This window comes from Marisediminitalea aggregata (genome assembly GCF_900129565.1).
GTDB classification, from domain to species: domain Bacteria; phylum Pseudomonadota; class Gammaproteobacteria; order Enterobacterales; family Alteromonadaceae; genus Alteromonas; species Alteromonas aggregata.
Map to the genome: position 1 here is coordinate 408,124 of NZ_FQWD01000004.1, position 16,830 is coordinate 424,953.

General features: G+C 49.3%; 16 protein-coding genes. 7 read left to right on the forward strand and 9 right to left on the reverse strand.

Annotated elements, in window-relative coordinates; all coding sequences use genetic code 11:
• Positions 1-18: 18 nt before the first annotated feature.
• The gene (gene tyrS / locus BUB81_RS13345; protein WP_073323551.1) at positions 19-1,218 is read right to left on the reverse strand and encodes a tyrosine--tRNA ligase; all 1,200 of its coding nucleotides are present in this window, start codon (positions 1,216-1,218) and stop codon (positions 19-21) included.
• 198 nt (positions 1,219-1,416) lie between these two features.
• Between tyrS and BUB81_RS13350 the strand changes: the two genes are divergently transcribed.
• The 4 genes from BUB81_RS13350 to BUB81_RS13365 all read left to right on the forward strand — a co-directional run bounded on the left by BUB81_RS13350 (position 1,417) and on the right by BUB81_RS13365 (position 5,629).
• A complete protein-coding gene (locus tag BUB81_RS13350) occupies positions 1,417-2,730 on the forward strand; it encodes an OapA family protein (protein WP_073323553.1) in 1,314 nt (437 codons plus the stop codon).
• Between the two features lie 5 nt (positions 2,731-2,735).
• Positions 2,736-3,863, forward strand: a complete 1,128-nt coding sequence (locus BUB81_RS13355) for an anhydro-N-acetylmuramic acid kinase (RefSeq protein ID WP_073323555.1) — start codon at positions 2,736-2,738, stop codon at positions 3,861-3,863.
• Positions 3,864-3,889: 26 nt separating this feature from the next.
• Complete coding sequence (locus BUB81_RS13360; RefSeq protein WP_073323557.1) at positions 3,890-4,357, forward strand: Lrp/AsnC family transcriptional regulator; 468 nt, start codon at positions 3,890-3,892, stop codon at positions 4,355-4,357.
• A gap of 177 nt (positions 4,358-4,534) precedes the next feature.
• Positions 4,535-5,629, forward strand: a complete 1,095-nt coding sequence (locus BUB81_RS13365; protein ID WP_073323559.1) for an alkene reductase — start codon at positions 4,535-4,537, stop codon at positions 5,627-5,629.
• A 100-nt stretch (positions 5,630-5,729) separates the two neighbouring features.
• Here BUB81_RS13365 and BUB81_RS13370 read toward each other — a convergent pair whose 3' ends face one another.
• The 5 genes from BUB81_RS13370 to BUB81_RS22505 all read right to left on the reverse strand — a co-directional run bounded on the left by BUB81_RS13370 (position 5,730) and on the right by BUB81_RS22505 (position 10,241).
• Positions 5,730-6,323 carry a putative adenosine monophosphate-protein transferase Fic gene (locus BUB81_RS13370; RefSeq protein WP_073323561.1) on the reverse strand — a complete coding sequence of 198 codons (594 nt, stop codon included), beginning with the start codon at positions 6,321-6,323 and terminating at the stop codon, positions 5,730-5,732.
• A 311-nt stretch (positions 6,324-6,634) separates the two neighbouring features.
• Complete coding sequence (locus BUB81_RS13375) at positions 6,635-8,422, reverse strand: trans-sulfuration enzyme family protein (RefSeq protein ID WP_073323563.1); 1,788 nt, start codon at positions 8,420-8,422, stop codon at positions 6,635-6,637.
• A gap of 130 nt (positions 8,423-8,552) precedes the next feature.
• Complete coding sequence (locus BUB81_RS13380; RefSeq protein ID WP_073323565.1) at positions 8,553-9,125, reverse strand: glutathione S-transferase family protein; 573 nt, start codon at positions 9,123-9,125, stop codon at positions 8,553-8,555.
• A 105-nt stretch (positions 9,126-9,230) separates the two neighbouring features.
• Positions 9,231-9,575, reverse strand: a complete 345-nt coding sequence (gene erpA, locus BUB81_RS13385) for an iron-sulfur cluster insertion protein ErpA (protein ID WP_073323567.1) — start codon at positions 9,573-9,575, stop codon at positions 9,231-9,233.
• A gap of 150 nt (positions 9,576-9,725) precedes the next feature.
• Positions 9,726-10,241, reverse strand: a complete 516-nt coding sequence (locus BUB81_RS22505) for a prepilin-type N-terminal cleavage/methylation domain-containing protein (protein WP_073323569.1) — start codon at positions 10,239-10,241, stop codon at positions 9,726-9,728.
• Between the two features lie 191 nt (positions 10,242-10,432).
• Between BUB81_RS22505 and BUB81_RS13395 the strand changes: the two genes are divergently transcribed.
• Complete coding sequence (locus tag BUB81_RS13395) at positions 10,433-12,349, forward strand: alpha-amylase family glycosyl hydrolase (protein ID WP_139241582.1); 1,917 nt, start codon at positions 10,433-10,435, stop codon at positions 12,347-12,349.
• Positions 12,350-12,396: 47 nt separating this feature from the next.
• Here BUB81_RS13395 and BUB81_RS13400 read toward each other — a convergent pair whose 3' ends face one another.
• From BUB81_RS13400 to BUB81_RS13410, 3 genes are all read right to left on the reverse strand, one after another.
• Entirely contained in the window at positions 12,397-13,116 is a 720-nt protein-coding gene (locus tag BUB81_RS13400) for a MauE/DoxX family redox-associated membrane protein (RefSeq protein WP_073323573.1), read from the reverse strand.
• Positions 13,117-13,266: 150 nt separating this feature from the next.
• Positions 13,267-14,148 carry a copper resistance D family protein gene (locus tag BUB81_RS13405; RefSeq protein ID WP_073323574.1) on the reverse strand — a complete coding sequence of 294 codons (882 nt, stop codon included), beginning with the start codon at positions 14,146-14,148 and terminating at the stop codon, positions 13,267-13,269.
• Between the two features lie 2 nt (positions 14,149-14,150).
• Positions 14,151-14,486, reverse strand: coding sequence for a copper resistance CopC family protein (locus BUB81_RS13410; RefSeq protein ID WP_073323576.1), 336 nt, complete (start codon positions 14,484-14,486; stop codon positions 14,151-14,153).
• Positions 14,487-14,736: 250 nt separating this feature from the next.
• On the opposite strand from BUB81_RS13410, the gene BUB81_RS13415 reads away from it, so the two are divergent.
• Positions 14,737-15,282, forward strand: a complete 546-nt coding sequence (locus tag BUB81_RS13415; RefSeq protein WP_073323578.1) for a PH domain-containing protein — start codon at positions 14,737-14,739, stop codon at positions 15,280-15,282.
• Positions 15,279-16,829, forward strand: coding sequence for a PH domain-containing protein (locus tag BUB81_RS13420; RefSeq protein WP_073323580.1), 1,551 nt, complete (start codon positions 15,279-15,281; stop codon positions 16,827-16,829). Before BUB81_RS13415 ends, BUB81_RS13420 begins: the two co-directional genes overlap by 4 nt.
• Position 16,830: the final 1 nt, after the last annotated feature.

Consider the following 16,830-nt stretch of genomic DNA (forward strand, 5'->3'; position numbering starts at 1 on the left):
TCTTCAATATCAAGAGACTTACTGTACCGTTACGCGGGCAAACTTACGCTTACCTACCTGATACACACGCTCTGAAGGTTCAGTGATCGTCAAGCGAGTGTCTTCCACTTTGTCGCCGTCGATTTTCACCGCACCTTGCTTGATCATGCGCATAGCATCAGACGTTGAGCCCACTAAGCCGGCTTCCTTCAGCAAATTACCGATCGCAATTTCGCCATCAACCAGACTCACTGTGACTTCTGGCATATCGTCAGGAATGGCGTTTTTCTGGAAACGCTGAATAAAGTCCTGATGTGCGCCTTCGGCCGCTTCGTCTGAATGGAAACGTGCAATGATTTCTTTTGCCAGTGTGATCTTAATGTCACGCGGATTCGCGCCATCCGCCATTTGCTGTTTCAACGCTGCAATCTCTTCCAACGGCTTAAAGCTCAGCAGATCATAGTAACGCCACATCAGTTCATCTGAGATAGACATGATTTTGCCGAACATTTCATTCGGTTCATCGGTGATTCCAATGTAGTTATTCAGCGATTTAGACATCTTCTGCACGCCGTCTAAACCTTCCAGCAACGGCATCATCAGTACGGCCTGTTGAGACTGGCCCTGCTCTTTTTGCAGCTCACGGCCCATCAGCAGGTTGAAGCGCTGATCGGTACCACCTAATTCAACGTCGGCTTTCAGTGCTACAGAATCCCAGCCCTGAACTAACGGATACAGGAACTCGTGGATCGCGATAGGCTGTCCGCTGCCGTAGCGCTTTTTAAAGTCGTCACGTTCCAGCATACGCGCGACTGTCTGACTGGCAGCCAGCTTAATCATGCCTGCAGCGCCAAATTCATCAAACCATTCTGAGTTGAAACGGATCTCTGTTTTTTCCGGATCGAGGATTTTAAATACCTGCTCCTGATAGGTCTTGGCATTGGCCAGTACCTGCTCTTTGGTCAGCGGCTTACGCGTAGCATTTTTGCCTGTTGGATCACCAATCAAGCCGGTAAAGTCGCCAATCAGGAACACAACCTTGTGACCTAACTGTTGAAAAGTGCGCAATTTATTGATGAGCACGGTGTGACCAAGGTGCAAATCCGGTGCAGTCGGATCAAAGCCCGCTTTAATGGTTAACGGCTTACCGGTTTTCAGTTTGGTAATTAACTCTTCTTCCGGCAGGATCTCATCGGTCCCGCGCTTGATCTCGGCCAGTGCAGCTTGCCAGTCGCTCATTTCATGATTTCCATCTAACTTCATTCTGGGCGGGCATTTTACGCGGGCAAACGGGCTATTAAAACCCTTTATCTCGGATCTCCACCAGATCTTTGCAAAATTCGTCGCATTCCGGCCGGAAAATTGCTAAAGAATTGCGAATAAATTTGCTATTAGCCCCTAGCATATCCCCTTGTAAACCGCTATTCTCAGGCTGTTATGATGAAGAGAATTAACCCAAAACTAATGACTAATCTGTTTAAGCAATTGCCACGGCCTCACCGGTTGGGCCTGATTGCCGCCAGCGCATTCGTTGGTTTACTGATTTTATTACCCTCAGAGCACGTAGAAGCGTCTCGTCACACCGAATCTCTGGTGCTCGAAACTGGTGTGCGTTATCCCCTGTCGATGCATGTTATGTCCCAGCAAATCGAAGAGGACGACATTGACGAAAACATCTGGCAGACCTTTAAGGTTAAGCGCGGTGACACGCTGGCTAAAATATTTAAACGCGCCGGATTAAGTCCACAGGATACCTACGCGGTTAGCCACGCAGGTGAACAAGCGAAAACGCTGGTCACGCTGTTACCCGGTGATCAACTGGATCTGGATGTGCGCGACAACCAGTTTTTCGGTTTGCGCTACGCGCTGTCGGCCACCGACACACTATTCATTACCCCAGAGGCAGATGGCTCGCTAACATCAACCATTGATACCAAACCGGTTGAAGTACGTTACAACTTTGCCCAGGGCGAAATTAATTCAAGCTTTTGGAACGCCGGCGTTGCCGCAGGTTTAACCGACAACCAAATCATGCACCTGGCAGGTATTTTTGGCTGGGATATCGACTTTGCCATGGAAATTCGCAGCGGCGATACCTTCAATGTGATATTTGAAGAACGTTACATAGACGGTGAATTTGTAGGTTACGGCGACATTGTTGCTGCGGAGTTTGTGAACCAGGGCGAGCAGTTCCAGGCCATTCAACACGAAGACGGCAACTACTACACACCAGAAGGCCGCAGCATGCGCAAGAGCTTCCTGCGTGCCCCTATTAACTTTAAGTACGTCAGCTCGAACTTCAGTAAGGCCCGTTTCCACCCGGTACAAAAACGCTGGAAAGCCCACCGCGGCACCGACTACGTTGCCGCTGTTGGCACGCCCGTTATGGCTGCCGGTGATGGTAAGGTGATTAAAGCGGCTTACGACAAATACAACGGCCACCACGTGTTTATCCAGCACGGCGAGTCCTATACCACCAAGTATTTGCACTTTAGCAAACGCGCGGTGAAAAAAGGCGACACCGTGAAGCAAGGCCAAACTATTGGTTATCTGGGTAGCACCGGTCTGGCGTCTGGTCCGCACGTTCACTACGAGTTCTTAGTCGACGGTGTGCACCGTAACCCGCGGACTGTCTCGTTACCCAAAGCGCGTCCTATTGCAGAAAGCGAACGTGATGCCTTTATGCAAATAGCAGCGCAGCGCCTGGATCAATTAAACGCCTCGCGCCGCATCATGCTGGCTATGAAATAACGCTCATGGCGTATGTGATTGGTGCCATGTCGGGAACCAGTATGGATGGCGTTGACGCCGTGCTGGTCGACATTACTGCCGATCAAATTCGCCCTGTTGCCGCTTATCAACAACCCTATCCTGACGCTCTGCTACAACAGCTTCATGAACTTTGCCAAACCGGCAACAACGAACTGAATCTCTGCGGCAGTGTGGATCGCGCGGTTGCGCGAGTATTCGCACAGACCGTAAATGGATTACTGGCCGAACAAAACCTCACGCCGTCTGATATTTTGGCGATAGGCTCCCACGGCCAAACCGTTCGTCATTACCCGGATCAGGTTCCGGATCTTGCCGATGATGCGCCGGGTTTTACGCTACAAATCGGTGATCCCAATACCCTTGCGGTATTAACCGGGATCGACGTGGTGTCTGATTTCAGACGAAAAGACATAGCTTTGGGCGGTCAGGGCGCGCCGTTAGTGCCCGCTTATCATCACGCGCAGTTCAGTAAACCCGAAAGCACCCGAGTCGTGGTAAACATAGGCGGCTTCGCCAATATCACCGTACTACCAGGCGGTAACTCTGGTGGTATTCGCGGCTTTGATACTGGCCCGGGCAACGTACTTATGGATGCCTGGTGCCTACAACACCGTGGCAAAGCCTACGATGAAAATGGTAATTGGGCAGCTAGCGGTAACGTACACCAGCCTCTACTCAACAGCATGCTGGCCGACCCGTACTTTGCGGTGACAGGCCCCAAAAGCACAGGCCGTGAGTACTTTAACTTACCTTGGTTAACGCAACAGTTAATCAACTTCCCGGATGTTCCGCCTGAAGACGTGCAAGCGACACTACTTGCGCTCACCGCACAAACTATTGCCAATGCGTTACTGGATGTGACTGACACTACAGCATGTTATGTGTGCGGCGGTGGTGCGTTCAATCAGGTACTGATGAACGCTCTGCAATCCTTGCTGCCCGGCATTTCCGTAGACAGCACTCAGGCACTGGGTATTCACCCTCAATGGGTGGAAGGTGTTGCGTTTGCCTGGCTGGCCTGGGCACACCTCAATAACGTACCAGGGAACGTACCTGCCGTAACAGGCGCGTCGCGAGAGGCGGTATTGGGTACTTTTACCCCTGCGAGTTAAACCCGCGAATGAAAGAAGGAACTGTGATGCGAAAACTCGATCATGTTGATATTGCCATTCTGGCGTGTCTTTACGAAGACCCGTGTATGACCAATAAAGCCATTGCAGAAGCGGTCAATATGGCGCCGTCCTCCTGCCTCGAGCGAATAAAACGCCTACAGCACGAACAGGTTATACGGGGAGCACGCAGCTTATTGAATTTCGCAGCGCTGGGCGGACATATTCAGGCTATGGTGGCGGTGCGTTTGTCATCACACAGCCGCGACACCGTTGATCAATTTCAGCAACAACTGGTGGCAGAAAAAGAAGTCTTAAGCGTGTTTCACATGGGCGGCGAAAATGACTTCTTACTGCATGTATGCGTGCCGGACGCGCTGCATTTGCGCGACTTCATTTTCAACCAAATCACCGAGCGTGATGCGGTAACCCACGTAGAAACTACGCTGATTTACGACCATATCAGCAGTACTTCCCTGCCCCATTTTCCCGAATAGTTCATCGGTTTTAGTACTTCATAGTTCCAATCAGCTATGACCTATAACCCAATGCTATTTGGAAAATGATCGGGTCATACCTACATCTAAGTCATCACATGATCGCATCGCTTGCCAGTGCGTATTGGTATTGGCAAACCAACACTTTAATGCGGTCACAACAACAAAGGATGACTAATGACAGACAAACATTTATTTAAGCCCATTGAGTGGGCAGGCAACACGCTCAAAAACCGCATGGTACTGGCCCCACTAACCCGTGGCCGCGCAGGCGAGAGTCGCGTGCCAATTAGTATTATGGGTGATTACTACACGCAGCGTGCCTCAGGCGGTCTGCTGATCACTGAAGCCACCGGGATATCTTCAGAAGCCAATGGCTGGGTTGGTGCTCCCGGGATCTACACCGACGAGATGGTGCAGGGCTGGAAAGCCATCAACGAGCGCGTTCACAAAGCTGACGGCAAAATCGTGCTGCAAATGTGGCACACCGGCCGCGCGTCGCACAGCGACTTCCACAACGGTGAACTGCCTCTGTCGGCATCGGCAATTGCCATAAACGACGACGGCGGTATACATACGCCCAATGGCAAAAAGCCATTTGAAGTGCCTCGCGCCATGACAAAAGACGACATTACCCGCACAGTAGCCGACTATAAACAGGCTGCGATTAATGCTAAAGAAGCCGGCTTTGATGGTCTTGAAGTGCATGCCGCCAACGGCTACCTGCTTAACCAGTTCCTCGATAGCCGCAGTAATCAGCGCGACGATGAGTACGGTGGCAGCGTAGAAAATCGCTACCGCTTCCTGGGTGAAGTTTTGAACGCTGTTTTAGATGTTTGGCCCGCCGAGAAAGTTGGTGTGCGGTTGTCGCCTAACGGCGTGTTTAATGACATGGGTGCCGATGATTTCCGCGAAACCTTTTTGTACGTAGCCAAGCAGCTTAATGCGCTTAAATTGGGCTACCTGCACGTAATGGACGGGCTAGCTTTTGGCTTCCATGAGCGCGGTGAACCCATGACGTTGGCAGAATTTCGCGCGGTATTCGACGGTTTGCTGATTGGAAACTGTGGTTACGATCAAGCCACGGCTGAACAGCGTATAGCTGACGAAGATGCCGACATGATCGCGTTTGGTCGTCCTTGGATCACTAACCCGGATCTACCAGCGCGCTTCGCCAACGATTATCCACTGGCCCCCAGTGATGATATGAGCCGTTGGTATGGCGGCGGCGCTGAGGGATATTCGGACTACCCTGCGTATAAAGCTGAGTAGTGTTTTTTAGACAGGTGGAAGTTTTAAAGCTTCCACTTTCTGCTACCTGAGGTATACGCATTAAAATATCCAAAGCATAAAATAGTATTAGCTTCGTACGCTAACGTTCAGATATTGCTTTGGAGAAAATAGCTTGTAGCAAATCCAGATTCAGGTTTACCCCTGCGATATTGGCTTCAATCCACTCTTGCGGGGATATTTGAGGCCACGTTACATTATAGCCAAGCGTGAACAGTAGCTCTTCAAAAAAGAAGCGTAACACTCGTCCATTCCCTTCTCGAAAAGGGTGCAGCATGTTTAGTTCACAAAATAAATCTGACACTTTTTCAATTAAGTCATTATGGCGCTTACAGTCAGCTAATGCCGGTAATTCCCGAAACAACTTATTCGCTTCTGGCTCAATACGTGTCCAGGTACAAAAGCGAGTGTCGCCTTTTGAAATATCTACATCCCTGAGCGTACCAGCCCAGTCATATAAATCCTGAAAAAGGTGATAATGAAGTGACTTTAAGTGAGAAAATGAAAAATCTGAAAAATCCAGAATGGAAGATTCGTAGGTGATATAACGGTGTGCGGTAAATTCAGCTTCAGCATTTGCCAGCCTTTCGGCATCACGTATATCCAGCAGATTAATCAGGACGTCAGTACCGGGATAACAATATTTATCTTGTGTTACCCCGTACTTATCTCGCATGCTTGCGTTTTAAATCCGAAACAGATTGGTTTTCGGAGGCTTGCTTAAGCACAAGGCCTTCATAGCTCAAGCTAACCTTATAATTTTCCAGGTTAGGCTTAAACTTTGATTTGTGCTCATTGGTAACTTTAGAAACAGTATTCGACATAAGCGCCCCCGTGTTAGCTCAATTTTACTCCAACGACGCAGAAATTACCATCGACAGACATTATACAGCTACAGCGTTACCAACCGGCACAGTATTACAATGCCAGGCTGCTAAACTAGCCTGGCTTAGGTGATAATACTGACGTTCTATTTCCACAAACTACTTAACTCAACAACTCAACCAGACTCGGCTGTGAGCCTGCCTGTTGGCGGTGCACGGTTTCAACGGTATTGAAGTAGAAGGTATCCAGCTCTTCGGCAGACATAAACTGCTCACTGAATCCCGGTACAATCGGGTCGATTGCGTGCTTCAATGCCAGCACAAAATGCGCAATTAGCTGCCTAACGTTATCGCTACCCATGGCAATTCGCATCGTGGTTAACCGAATACCGGCTTTTTCCTGCTCCTCACGACTCAGCTCAGAATGCGATGTCAGGGCCGGGCATAAAATCAGCGTATTGGTTTGCCCAATGCTGATTTGATGACCAAATGCAGGTTCCAGCGCATCAAAGAAACGGGCAAACTCTACGCGATTCAGTTCGGGTATATCCAGCTCCGCGGTAAATAAAGCGCAAGGCCAGCCGTGCTGATGCATTTTTTCGCGCAGTCCGGCATTCGGGTGCTCAGGTAACGCATGGCTGTTCACCTTTACGTTGGGGTGCGACGATAAAAAGCGCGTGAATACCTGCGTGTTAATGACTTTACTTAACATGCGGTGGTTCAGGGTTTTCATGCCAGTTAACACGTCAAAGGCTTTCTCTGAATCGAGGAACGAGCCTTTGATGTAATACACATCCCAAAACAGGGTTTGCGACCAATCGACGCCTTGGGTTGCATGCCCTTTTGGCTGGAACATGCGGTGCGTTTCACCGATCACCACACCTGCAGTTGTAGTACCTGTGCCGCAAATATCCTTGGTATAGCTATGCATCACGTAATCCGGACGACTGGCTTTATCGGCATGCTGCAAAGGTTTGTGTAATACCGGTGTAGCCAGTGTAGAGTCCAGCATAACCAGTGCATTTTCGGCGTGTGCACGTCGACAAATTGCAGGCACATCCAGCACCAGGCCATGCGGATTACACGGTGATTCAATGTACACGTGCAGCTTCGCGCCCGCAGCCAGTTTATCGGCATATTGGGTTTTCACGCTTTCAAGGTGCGCCTCAAACTCACTTTCAGAATAGCCGTCAAACCAGGCCAACGTGATTGCCATGCGGTTTTCACGGGCGAAGTAGTCATGCAGTAACTGGAACACACCGCCATACACATTACGCGACACAATCAGTACGTCGCCATGCGACAGTACATTCGACAACATCGCATCAATAGCCGCCATACCAGAGTTAAAGTTCCAGGCCAGATATTCCTGTGCATTCGGACCGGCTTCCAAATCCACAATAGCGTTCGCCAGCGAAATATTCGTTGGGTTCATCAGGCGGCTGTAGATTTGATGCGTCGCTTCTTTGCCTTCGAAGGCCTCTTCAACCCACTCTGTACAGGCGTAAACATAGGTGGCGGTTTTCACTACTGCCGGCGTCGCCGAGAATAATGCAGGCACATTGTCGAACAGTGGATAATGTTGCTGTGAGTCCTGGTTCAGACTCTGCCAGGTTTGGCGAAACGGGTTTTGCAAGGTATCCAGGACTTTGGCAATTTGGAATGACAAAAACTTTTTAGCGTTGAAGTACGCCAGCTTGTCGGCTTTGTCCAGGCCATCAAGCGTTTCCCGGGTCACCTGCCACAGCTGCTGCACACTGTCGTGAGCGGCATATAAATGTGTTGCCGTATCAGCCAGCGCTTTACCATAAGCACTATCAGGCTTAATACCAAAGTGCGCTAATTGTTCATTAACCAGCTCTGGAACAGATTGGGCTTCGGTGGTGTGTCGTCTTGGTGATAGGGTTCTACTGGCCGCCGACAACGCCGGCGCAGAATGTGATTGTGTCATTTGAATACCTGTTCGTTATATTTAGCATTAACTGAATATAATTCGAAACAAATGCAAAATTAAGGAATTAAATTCATATAATTTTAACAAACAGGCAACAAATGTTTACTTATCGGCGAATAACGTTCGACTAAATCCGCGGATCGGTGGCTTTAATGATGCTGTCGTCCTGATACGTCTTCCACAATGTCTGTAGTGCCGGATAAGCAGCAAAATCCCATAATTCACGGAAACTCACCCAGTCGATTAAACAGAACAAACAAATTGTCGGGTAATCCCATTGGCTGAAATCGCCTTGTTCTGCGTGAGTATTCAGTGTGGTTAATGCCGTTTCAATGCGCTCCAGTTGAAGTCTGAAAAACAACAACTCGCGGTCCTGCTCTACGCCTGAACGCTTGAGCATCATCAGTTGTACAAACGAGTCGTTTGCGGCATCGATTAACGTTAACCAATTTTCCTGTTCCCAGCTCAATGGCGCTGCGTTCGACTTTGTCTGCAAATACCGGAATATGACCCTTGAATCGAAAACCATTTGTTCGCCATCTTCCAGCGCCGGTACTTTTAACGCGGGATTCTTTTCTTTCAATAGCGCGCGTCCCGGCCCGCCGAAAATATCCATATTCACAAACTCGTAGTCTGTGTCGTTGAGCCATAAGCGAATGCGACGCACATAAGGTGATGTCGTAGAGCCGTACAATTTCATAATCTGATCCCGTTAGAAGAAAACGAGCACTCAGACTAATACGAACAAACGAAGATTGGCAATGCAAAGGGAGGTGCGGGGCGACAAGTCCCCGCAAAAATGTGCTTAAACGCTGAAGCTGGCGCCACAGCCACAGGTTGTGGTGGCATTCGGGTTCTGAACCAGGAACCGAGAGCCTTCCAGACCGTCAACATAATCAACTACGCCGCCAACAAGATACTGCAGGCTCATAGGGTCGACAACCAGGGTCACGTCGTTTTTGTCGATGGTGGTGTCACCGTCATTTACTTTTTCATCGAACGTGAAGCCGTACTGAAAACCTGAGCAGCCACCACCCGTAACGTAAACGCGTAGTTTCAGATTCGGATTTTCTTCTTCTTCCACCAGCTCTCTGACTTTGCTGGCTGCTGCGTCCGAGAACTCAATCGGAAGTGCCATTTCAACGGACATAAATACCTCAAATAAAAAACCGGTACGCCGGTAATAACATGGGCCTATTATCTAATACCTGAGTAATTACATCAACTATTGTAACGGGTGATCCCTATTGAGTTCGACAACTGCAGTTTACAAAATCAAAACCGCAGCCTTTGACGCTAGTTAAAGCGTGGAGTCGATTGTGACTACGCCAGTATTCGAGTCATAGAAAATGGAGAAATTTGGTTCGGCTACAAGCAGATAGGTACAGGTGTTAGCGCTGTATGTAGCCTGATAGTCCTGGGAAGTATCTGACGCCACGGTTGGTGAGCCATCCCCAAGCACGGCTCCCCATACAGAGATACAGTCAGAATCATTGTCTAATGTTGGATTGGCTTCAAACGGAAGATAGCTTTGGGCTGGCCAGCCATTGGCATTCATGTCCATGAGGTTGTTACCGTTGCCGTAGAGATCCAGGTTATCTACGGGGCCGGAGTTGCCGGTCGATGCCCACTTCAAATGCGCCAACTTAATGGCCGAAGCAAACGCTGCGCCGGTTCCCTGTACTGTCGATGCCTGCGCGTCATCCTGAAAATCGATAAATCTGGGGGCAGCAGTCACAGAAAGTATACCCAGGATCACAATAACAATAATCAATTCAATCAGGGTAAATCCAGCTTGCGAAGAACTACGAGGCATAACACTACTTAAATGAAAATGGATAACTATTCACCGAGTATGTTCGAAAATAACGGAAAATAGAACCTTTTTTTAGGAACTTACACTTATTATCTATTCCTGAACGTAACAGAGTGAATACGTATGCATATTTAACCCATAGGCAATAGCCGCTATGCTCAGGCCACTAGAGTTAAATGGCGTACATATCAATGAAAACATCCCTCCAGCGTCGTGCAGTGAAAGCGACTGCGCTTGCGTTAATTGCTCCTTTGCTGTTGTCGTGCCAGCAACCGTCCGATAAGGTGGTCATCAAGCCGGCCCCGGAGCAAGAGATGAGCGTCAGCCACCCCAACGGAAAACCCATCGTATACCAAATGTTTACGCGGTTATTTGGCAATAAAAATACCACCAATAAACCTTGGGGAACACTGGAGGAAAATGGCGTTGGTAAGTTTAGTGATATTAATGACAATGCGCTGTCCGCTTTGAAATCCATGGGGGTTACGCATGTGTGGTATACCGGTATCGTTCACCACGCCTCAGTTACCGACTATTCTGCATACGGCATTCCCGCTGATGATCCCGATGTGGTTAAAGGCCGTGCCGGTTCCCCCTATGCAGTGCGTGATTACTACAATGTGAATCCCGATCTGGCAGACGATCCCGCCCAGCGGCTGGCAGAATTTGAAGCGTTAGTAGAGCGCACTCATGCAAAAGGAATGCGCGTCATCATAGATATTGTGCCGAATCACGTCGCACGTCGATATGCCTCACTCACCTACCCGGAAACCAGTTTTGGTTTACATGACAATACCGAGGTTGCATATCACAAAGACAATAATTTTTATTATGTACCGGGTCAGGCGTTTGACGTGCCTGATATACCTGAAAACCTGACACCACTTGGTGGAGAGCCTCATGCGCTGGCCGACGGCAAGTTCGACGAAAACCCGGCAAAATGGACGGGAAATGGCGCGCGAGCGGCGAAGCCTGACGTCAACGACTGGTATGAAACCGTTAAGATAAACTATGGCGTGCGTCCCGATGGTACTTTTGACTTTCCGGCTTTGCCAGACGCGCTGCGAGGCAAAGCCGCCAGCCAGCATGTTGCGTTTTGGCAAGACAAAGACGTGCCTGACTCCTGGGTAAAATTCAAAGATATCACCCAGTACTGGCTAGATAAGGGCGTAGATGGATTTCGCTACGATATGGCTGAAATGGTCCCCGTGGCATTTTGGTCTTACCTGAACAGCCACATTAAAATTCGTCGTCCCGATGCGTTTTTACTGGCTGAGGTGTACCAGCCCCATCTCTACCGCGATTACCTGCAGTTGGGGCTGATGGACTCGTTGTACGACAAAGTGGATTTTTACGACACGCTAAAACGCATTATGCAGGGCACTGGCGCCACCAGTGAACTGGTTACTATCCAACAACAATACCAGGATATTGCGCCGCAGCTACTCCACTTTCTGGAAAACCACGACGAACAACGCATAGCCAGCCCCGACTTTGCGGGTGATGCAGAAAAAGGCAAACCGGCGTTGGTTGTTTCCGCGCTAATGAGCGCTTCCCCTATGATGCTCTACTTCGGGCAGGAAGTAGGAGAAGATGGCAGCGAAGACATGGGATTTGGCGACCCTACCCGCACCACCATTTTCGACTATGCCGGTGTACCAGCGCATCAACGCTGGATGAACAACGGCAAGTTTGACGGCGGGCAACTTACCGACGCAGAGAAGGCATTGAGACATTATTACGAAACCGTGATGCACATTGCGGCAACACATCCTGCTGCAACGGGCGACTATGTCAGCCTGCATCAATCAAGCCTGAGCGGTGAAAGTGACTACAGCGAAAAACAACTGGCTTTTGCCCGTTGGCAAGGCGATGACAAACTCATCATTGTGAGTAACTTTGATGCAGAGAATACGGTCAGCCTCAATATCGTTTTACCACCACCGTTGCAGCAAAGCTGGGCGGTTAATTCACCACTGGAACTGACTGACCTGCTAACAGGTCGCACACTGACATCAATCTATACAGACCAGCAAGCCTCAGTCGCATTGTCGTTACCGCCACTGGGATCTGCCGTACTTTCTGTGACAAAACAGACAAGCAAGTGATCAGTTAAGGTTCAACAATATGCCGGGGTTCACAACCCCGGTTTAAATCACATTGAATGTGTCGTACCAACCAGCATCAGAAGACCACCTGCAACCATAAACAGGTTCTCGCTGAGCGAAACGAAGCCCAGGGGTACGTTGCTGTCACCACCGACACAGGCGCATTTCAGTTCTCGTTTATCGACATAAACGGCTTTAAATACCGACGCCGCACCAATACTACCAATAAAGACAGAGACAGGCGCAACCAACCAGGGAGAAATACCGCTTAACATACCCAAACCGGCATACAGCTCCAGGAAGGGATAAGCATACCCGTATCGAAGATTGCGCATTGCCAGTAAATCGTAGGTGATAAAACTGTTTGTAAAGGTATACAGATTTTGTAGCTTCTGTACCGCCAACAATGTCATGGCAAATCCAATAAACAACATCAATGTAGCGAACACCGAGAAACCGGCTGTTAATGATTGTTGATAGATCAGGGCAAGCAACAACGACACACTGAAAATCGCAATGACGGGCTGATAACTTGTGCCTTGCGGCCCTGCCGGCTTCTTGCCGAAATAGGCGCGAAGGTCGTCATACCCGCCTACCCTCTCACCTTCAATGAAGGTTTGCGGTGTGGTGCTCACATCATGTTTGCTTTTAAATGCATCGGTTTCCTCACGACTGGTGAGCCATTTGTCTTCAACCTCATACCCCTGGCGCTCTAACAAATCCTTAGAGCGTAATCCAAATGGACAGATATGCTGTTCAGTGACCATTCGATATAACCTTGCTTTTTTCACAGCGCCTCCTTAAACCGTGCCGGTAAAATATTCAGACTTGTGGTAATTCATACCGGGCAGCACAGGAAAATCCCCGTACATTGCCGGCTATGAACAAGGTTTCGCAAAAAGCGATCCAACCTGGAATCAGACGCCCACTAAGCTGGTTAATACTGCGGTTACTAACAGCAAAGCGGCGGCGACTATGATTTCGATATTCAGAGAGGCAACAAACTGTTGGGTGTTGCGGGAAGATTGCATACTGGGTACCAGTGATAATTTGTGACGCGCGGCCAGTAACAGAATAACGCAAAACGTCAGAATCTTTGCCATGAGTAACCAACCGTAACCGGTAAAAAGCAAGTTGTGCAATGAGCCTACTATGAAGTAAGCGAGGATGCCACCTACGAAAACCAGTACTGAAACCAGTACGCTGGCCTGCTCTCCAAAGCGAACTAACCAGGGCAGCAAGACCTCTACGGAATCGGTACGGCAGGCCTTACGCATTGGGAGCAGGGCCCCAAACCACCACACGGCAATCAACACGTGTGTGGTAAGTAATGCGCCGAAAATAGGCGACATATCGGCGGTGTGTCCGGTAAACAAAAACGCCCCTACCAGGGCCGCGGTAGCTGCTACATGTAACAGAACCTCAGCCGATTTTGCGACCGATAGTTGCTTTGGAATACACAAGGCCAATAAGGCCAGTACAAACCCCGCTGCGCGCCAGCAAGTGGCATCACCCGCGCCGGTTGACCAGACGATTTGAATCATGAAGGAGGACAACGCCCCTTGCAGACCGTCGTCTGCAAGCATACCTACCTGGGAAAAGAAGTGAACCGCCACTGCAACAAGGCCAGCGAAAGCCGCATAGCCCAGTCCCCTTCGGGTCAAGACGATACGCTGTGTGAAAACATCTCCAACCGCGTGCTGCCAGTAAAAACTGCCCAGCACCACGATCATTGAGATATACACAACCCACTTGCTTAATACCAGCGTAGCGGGCCAGAACAGCGTATCAACAATCACTATCAATGCACCATGAAGCTGTATTCTTTTTGAACCTTGTGACCGTCTTTACCTACGATTGTCCAGTTTACAACGTAAGTATCGGGTTTCAGCGTCGGCAGCGTCCAGTTAAACTCACTGGTGGCTTTGGTCACCGGTTTGAAACCAAAAGGCACCTTTTTTCCTTTGCTGTCGGTCACCGTTACATTCAACATGATCACTTCTGCAGAGTAGGTTAACGACAGCGCCTCAGGTGCTTTCATTAACATGGCATTATCTGCCGGCACTGACGCCGTCAAATGGGTGTGTGCTGCAGCAGTCATGCTCCACATTAATAGTAATACGCTTAACAATCTCATGAATAACCTCTTCGTGTTAGAAAACCACATAAACAAATTTCTTAACCCTTAGTCTAATAATACAACCTGACGAATTACTCTGGAAATCATCACGCGCACGCAACAAAGTGTCGTTTGTAAAGATAATGCAGCAGGCTGTGCTTTTTATTCAGACGTCACCAGAAAAAGCCCGTAACAATTTACTGATGAATTTTCCCTGTGTTGCATTTATTCGGTGATATAGTGGTGTAAGAACGTTAAGGATCGACACATGCAAGCCTCAGAATTCTCCAACAATGTTATCCCTGTCTCAGAACTCCCCAGTTTAACGACTGTGCCCTCAGAGCCCATTTCACCCGCCTACCGCTGTCTGAACTTATGGCTGACGAGTGGCATATTCGGCGGCGTTGCAGCGATTCTGGTGCTGGTGTTAATTCAACCCTGGTTTGCGTTGCTGCCACCTGCCCCTTTTATTGTGTCGCTCTGTATAGGCGGCGTGTTGTTCATTGGTAGCTGGCTGTTTCTGTATCATTTTTTTGCCGACCCTTTGATTCGTTATTCAATACGGGAACAGGATCTCGTATTGTTCAAGGGCCTGTTGTTTAAAGACGTTATTTGTCAGCCGATCTTGCGTATCCAGCATATCGACATTCAGCGAGGCCCGTTTGAGCGTATGGCCGGCCTGGCCACGCTGAAAGTGTATTCTGCTGGCGGCAGTCTGCACACTCTGGCCATTCCGGGGCTCCCGGCGGACACAGCTGAGACCATCCGCCAGTTTGTACTGAATCACTCAGACTTAACTCAGGACGAAGCATGAGTGAGTCAGTGAGCGCCTCTGCCAGCATGACCGAGGGATGGCAACGCGCGTCCAAATGGTCAGTTCTGCATTTTCTGTTTGAGCAATTAAAGCACTCTGTGAATCTGGCATTTTATGCTGTGCCCGCATTACTGTTGGGGGCACATAACAATATCCCGGAAGAATTAATGCCGCTTTTACTGCTGGGACTGGGCGTCACATTTGTAGTCTCAGGCGTGCTAAAATATTGGTTTTTCCAATTCACCGTATCGAAAACAGGGATAGCCATTCGCTCCGGGGTGTTTGATAGAACCTACACAGACCTGCCTTTTGAGCGAATTCAAAACGTAAAATTCGACCAGCCCTTTTATTTTCGCTTCAATGACATGCTGGTTGTCACTCTGGATACCGCTGGCTCAGCAAAACAGGAAGCGCGTTTTGCCGGTGTAACGAGAGACTATGCCGAAGCAGTCAAACACACTATTTTGCAAGCCCGCAAGGTTCTGCAAACTCAGGCGAAGGACGCGTCAGACGAAGAAGCAGTGAGTTCAGAGTCAGACATTGCGGACCGCGTAATCAATCGCCGCAGCATAAAAGACTTAGTATTGCATGGCATTACCAACAACCGGATATGGATCCTGCTCGGGGCGGCAGCGCCTTTCTATGACCAAGGAACTAACTGGGTAATTGAACAAATGACCGCCCTGCGCCCTCACATAGAGCAATGGTTTGGCAGTGAAGCCGTAACATTCTGGTATGTGGGCGTGATGACGGCAATGGTGGCCTTTGGCCTGCTGGTTATTATGGCGCTGCTATCGGTAGGTGGCAGTATTTTGATGTATTACGGTTATACCTTGTCGAAGCGGGACGACAAATACATACGCAGAAGCGGTCTGATCAATCGCCAGGAAGTCAGCATGAAACACTCCCGAATTCAGGTGTTCCGCATGCAACAGGATTGGTTAGACAGGTTGTTAAAACGCGTAAACCTGTATTTTGAACAAAACGTGACAGGCACGCAGTATCAACCGGAAGCGAAAGCAACCAACAAATTGCTGGTGCCCTCCGTAACCGTTGCAGAGGCAGAATCCCTGGCAGACGACGTATTTGCTCAGCAACACGCCCGGCATATTCAGTATACGGGGGCGCATGTGCGTTACTTCTGGCGCCTGATGTTTATTGTTGTGTTGCCGCTCACACTGGGTGTTGGTTCGCTGACCATCGGTATTCTCGGGGCTTACGGTGTGCTGCTTACACTTGCGTTTGTTGGCTGCGCCAGCGTGGTCGCCAGAGCCTGCTGGAAACGATGGGGATTAGCCCATGACGACAACTATATCTATTTGCGTAAAGGTGCGTTTGGCGTGGATTACTGGTGTTTTCCGCGGAGTAAACTGCAGCAAGTGGCACTGCGAACCAACATATTTATGAAAAAACGCCGTCTGGTCAGCCTGGATTTAATTCTGGCAAGCGGCAGACTGACTATGCCTTATTTATCTGAGGAGGTCGCTTATGCCCTTGCAGACCACTCTCTGGCGGAAATCGAGCGAGACAAACCTGGCTGGATGTAAT

Excerpts from the sequence above, each read along its gene's own strand:
- BUB81_RS13370 (WP_073323561.1), bottom strand. The coding sequence starts at position 6,323 with ATGCGAGATAAGTACGGGGTAACACAAGATAAATATTGTTATCCCGGT.
- BUB81_RS13365 (WP_073323559.1), top strand. The coding sequence starts at position 4,535 with ATGACAGACAAACATTTATTTAAGCCCATTGAGTGGGCAGGCAACACG.
- BUB81_RS13375 (WP_073323563.1), bottom strand. The coding sequence starts at position 8,422 with ATGACACAATCACATTCTGCGCCGGCGTTGTCGGCGGCCAGTAGAACC.
- BUB81_RS13400 (WP_073323573.1), bottom strand. The coding sequence starts at position 13,116 with ATGGTCACTGAACAGCATATCTGTCCATTTGGATTACGCTCTAAGGAT.
- BUB81_RS13360 (WP_073323557.1), top strand. The coding sequence starts at position 3,890 with ATGCGAAAACTCGATCATGTTGATATTGCCATTCTGGCGTGTCTTTAC.
- tyrS (WP_073323551.1), bottom strand. The coding sequence starts at position 1,218 with ATGAGCGACTGGCAAGCTGCACTGGCCGAGATCAAGCGCGGGACCGAT.
- BUB81_RS22505 (WP_073323569.1), bottom strand. The coding sequence starts at position 10,241 with ATGCCTCGTAGTTCTTCGCAAGCTGGATTTACCCTGATTGAATTGATT.
- BUB81_RS13350 (WP_073323553.1), top strand. The coding sequence starts at position 1,417 with ATGATGAAGAGAATTAACCCAAAACTAATGACTAATCTGTTTAAGCAA.
- BUB81_RS13355 (WP_073323555.1), top strand. The coding sequence starts at position 2,736 with ATGGCGTATGTGATTGGTGCCATGTCGGGAACCAGTATGGATGGCGTT.
- BUB81_RS13380 (WP_073323565.1), bottom strand. The coding sequence starts at position 9,125 with ATGAAATTGTACGGCTCTACGACATCACCTTATGTGCGTCGCATTCGC.
- erpA (WP_073323567.1), bottom strand. The coding sequence starts at position 9,575 with ATGTCCGTTGAAATGGCACTTCCGATTGAGTTCTCGGACGCAGCAGCC.
- BUB81_RS13410 (WP_073323576.1), bottom strand. The coding sequence starts at position 14,486 with ATGAGATTGTTAAGCGTATTACTATTAATGTGGAGCATGACTGCTGCA.
- BUB81_RS13420 (WP_073323580.1), top strand. The coding sequence starts at position 15,279 with ATGAGTGAGTCAGTGAGCGCCTCTGCCAGCATGACCGAGGGATGGCAA.
- BUB81_RS13415 (WP_073323578.1), top strand. The coding sequence starts at position 14,737 with ATGCAAGCCTCAGAATTCTCCAACAATGTTATCCCTGTCTCAGAACTC.
- BUB81_RS13395 (WP_139241582.1), top strand. The coding sequence starts at position 10,433 with ATGAAAACATCCCTCCAGCGTCGTGCAGTGAAAGCGACTGCGCTTGCG.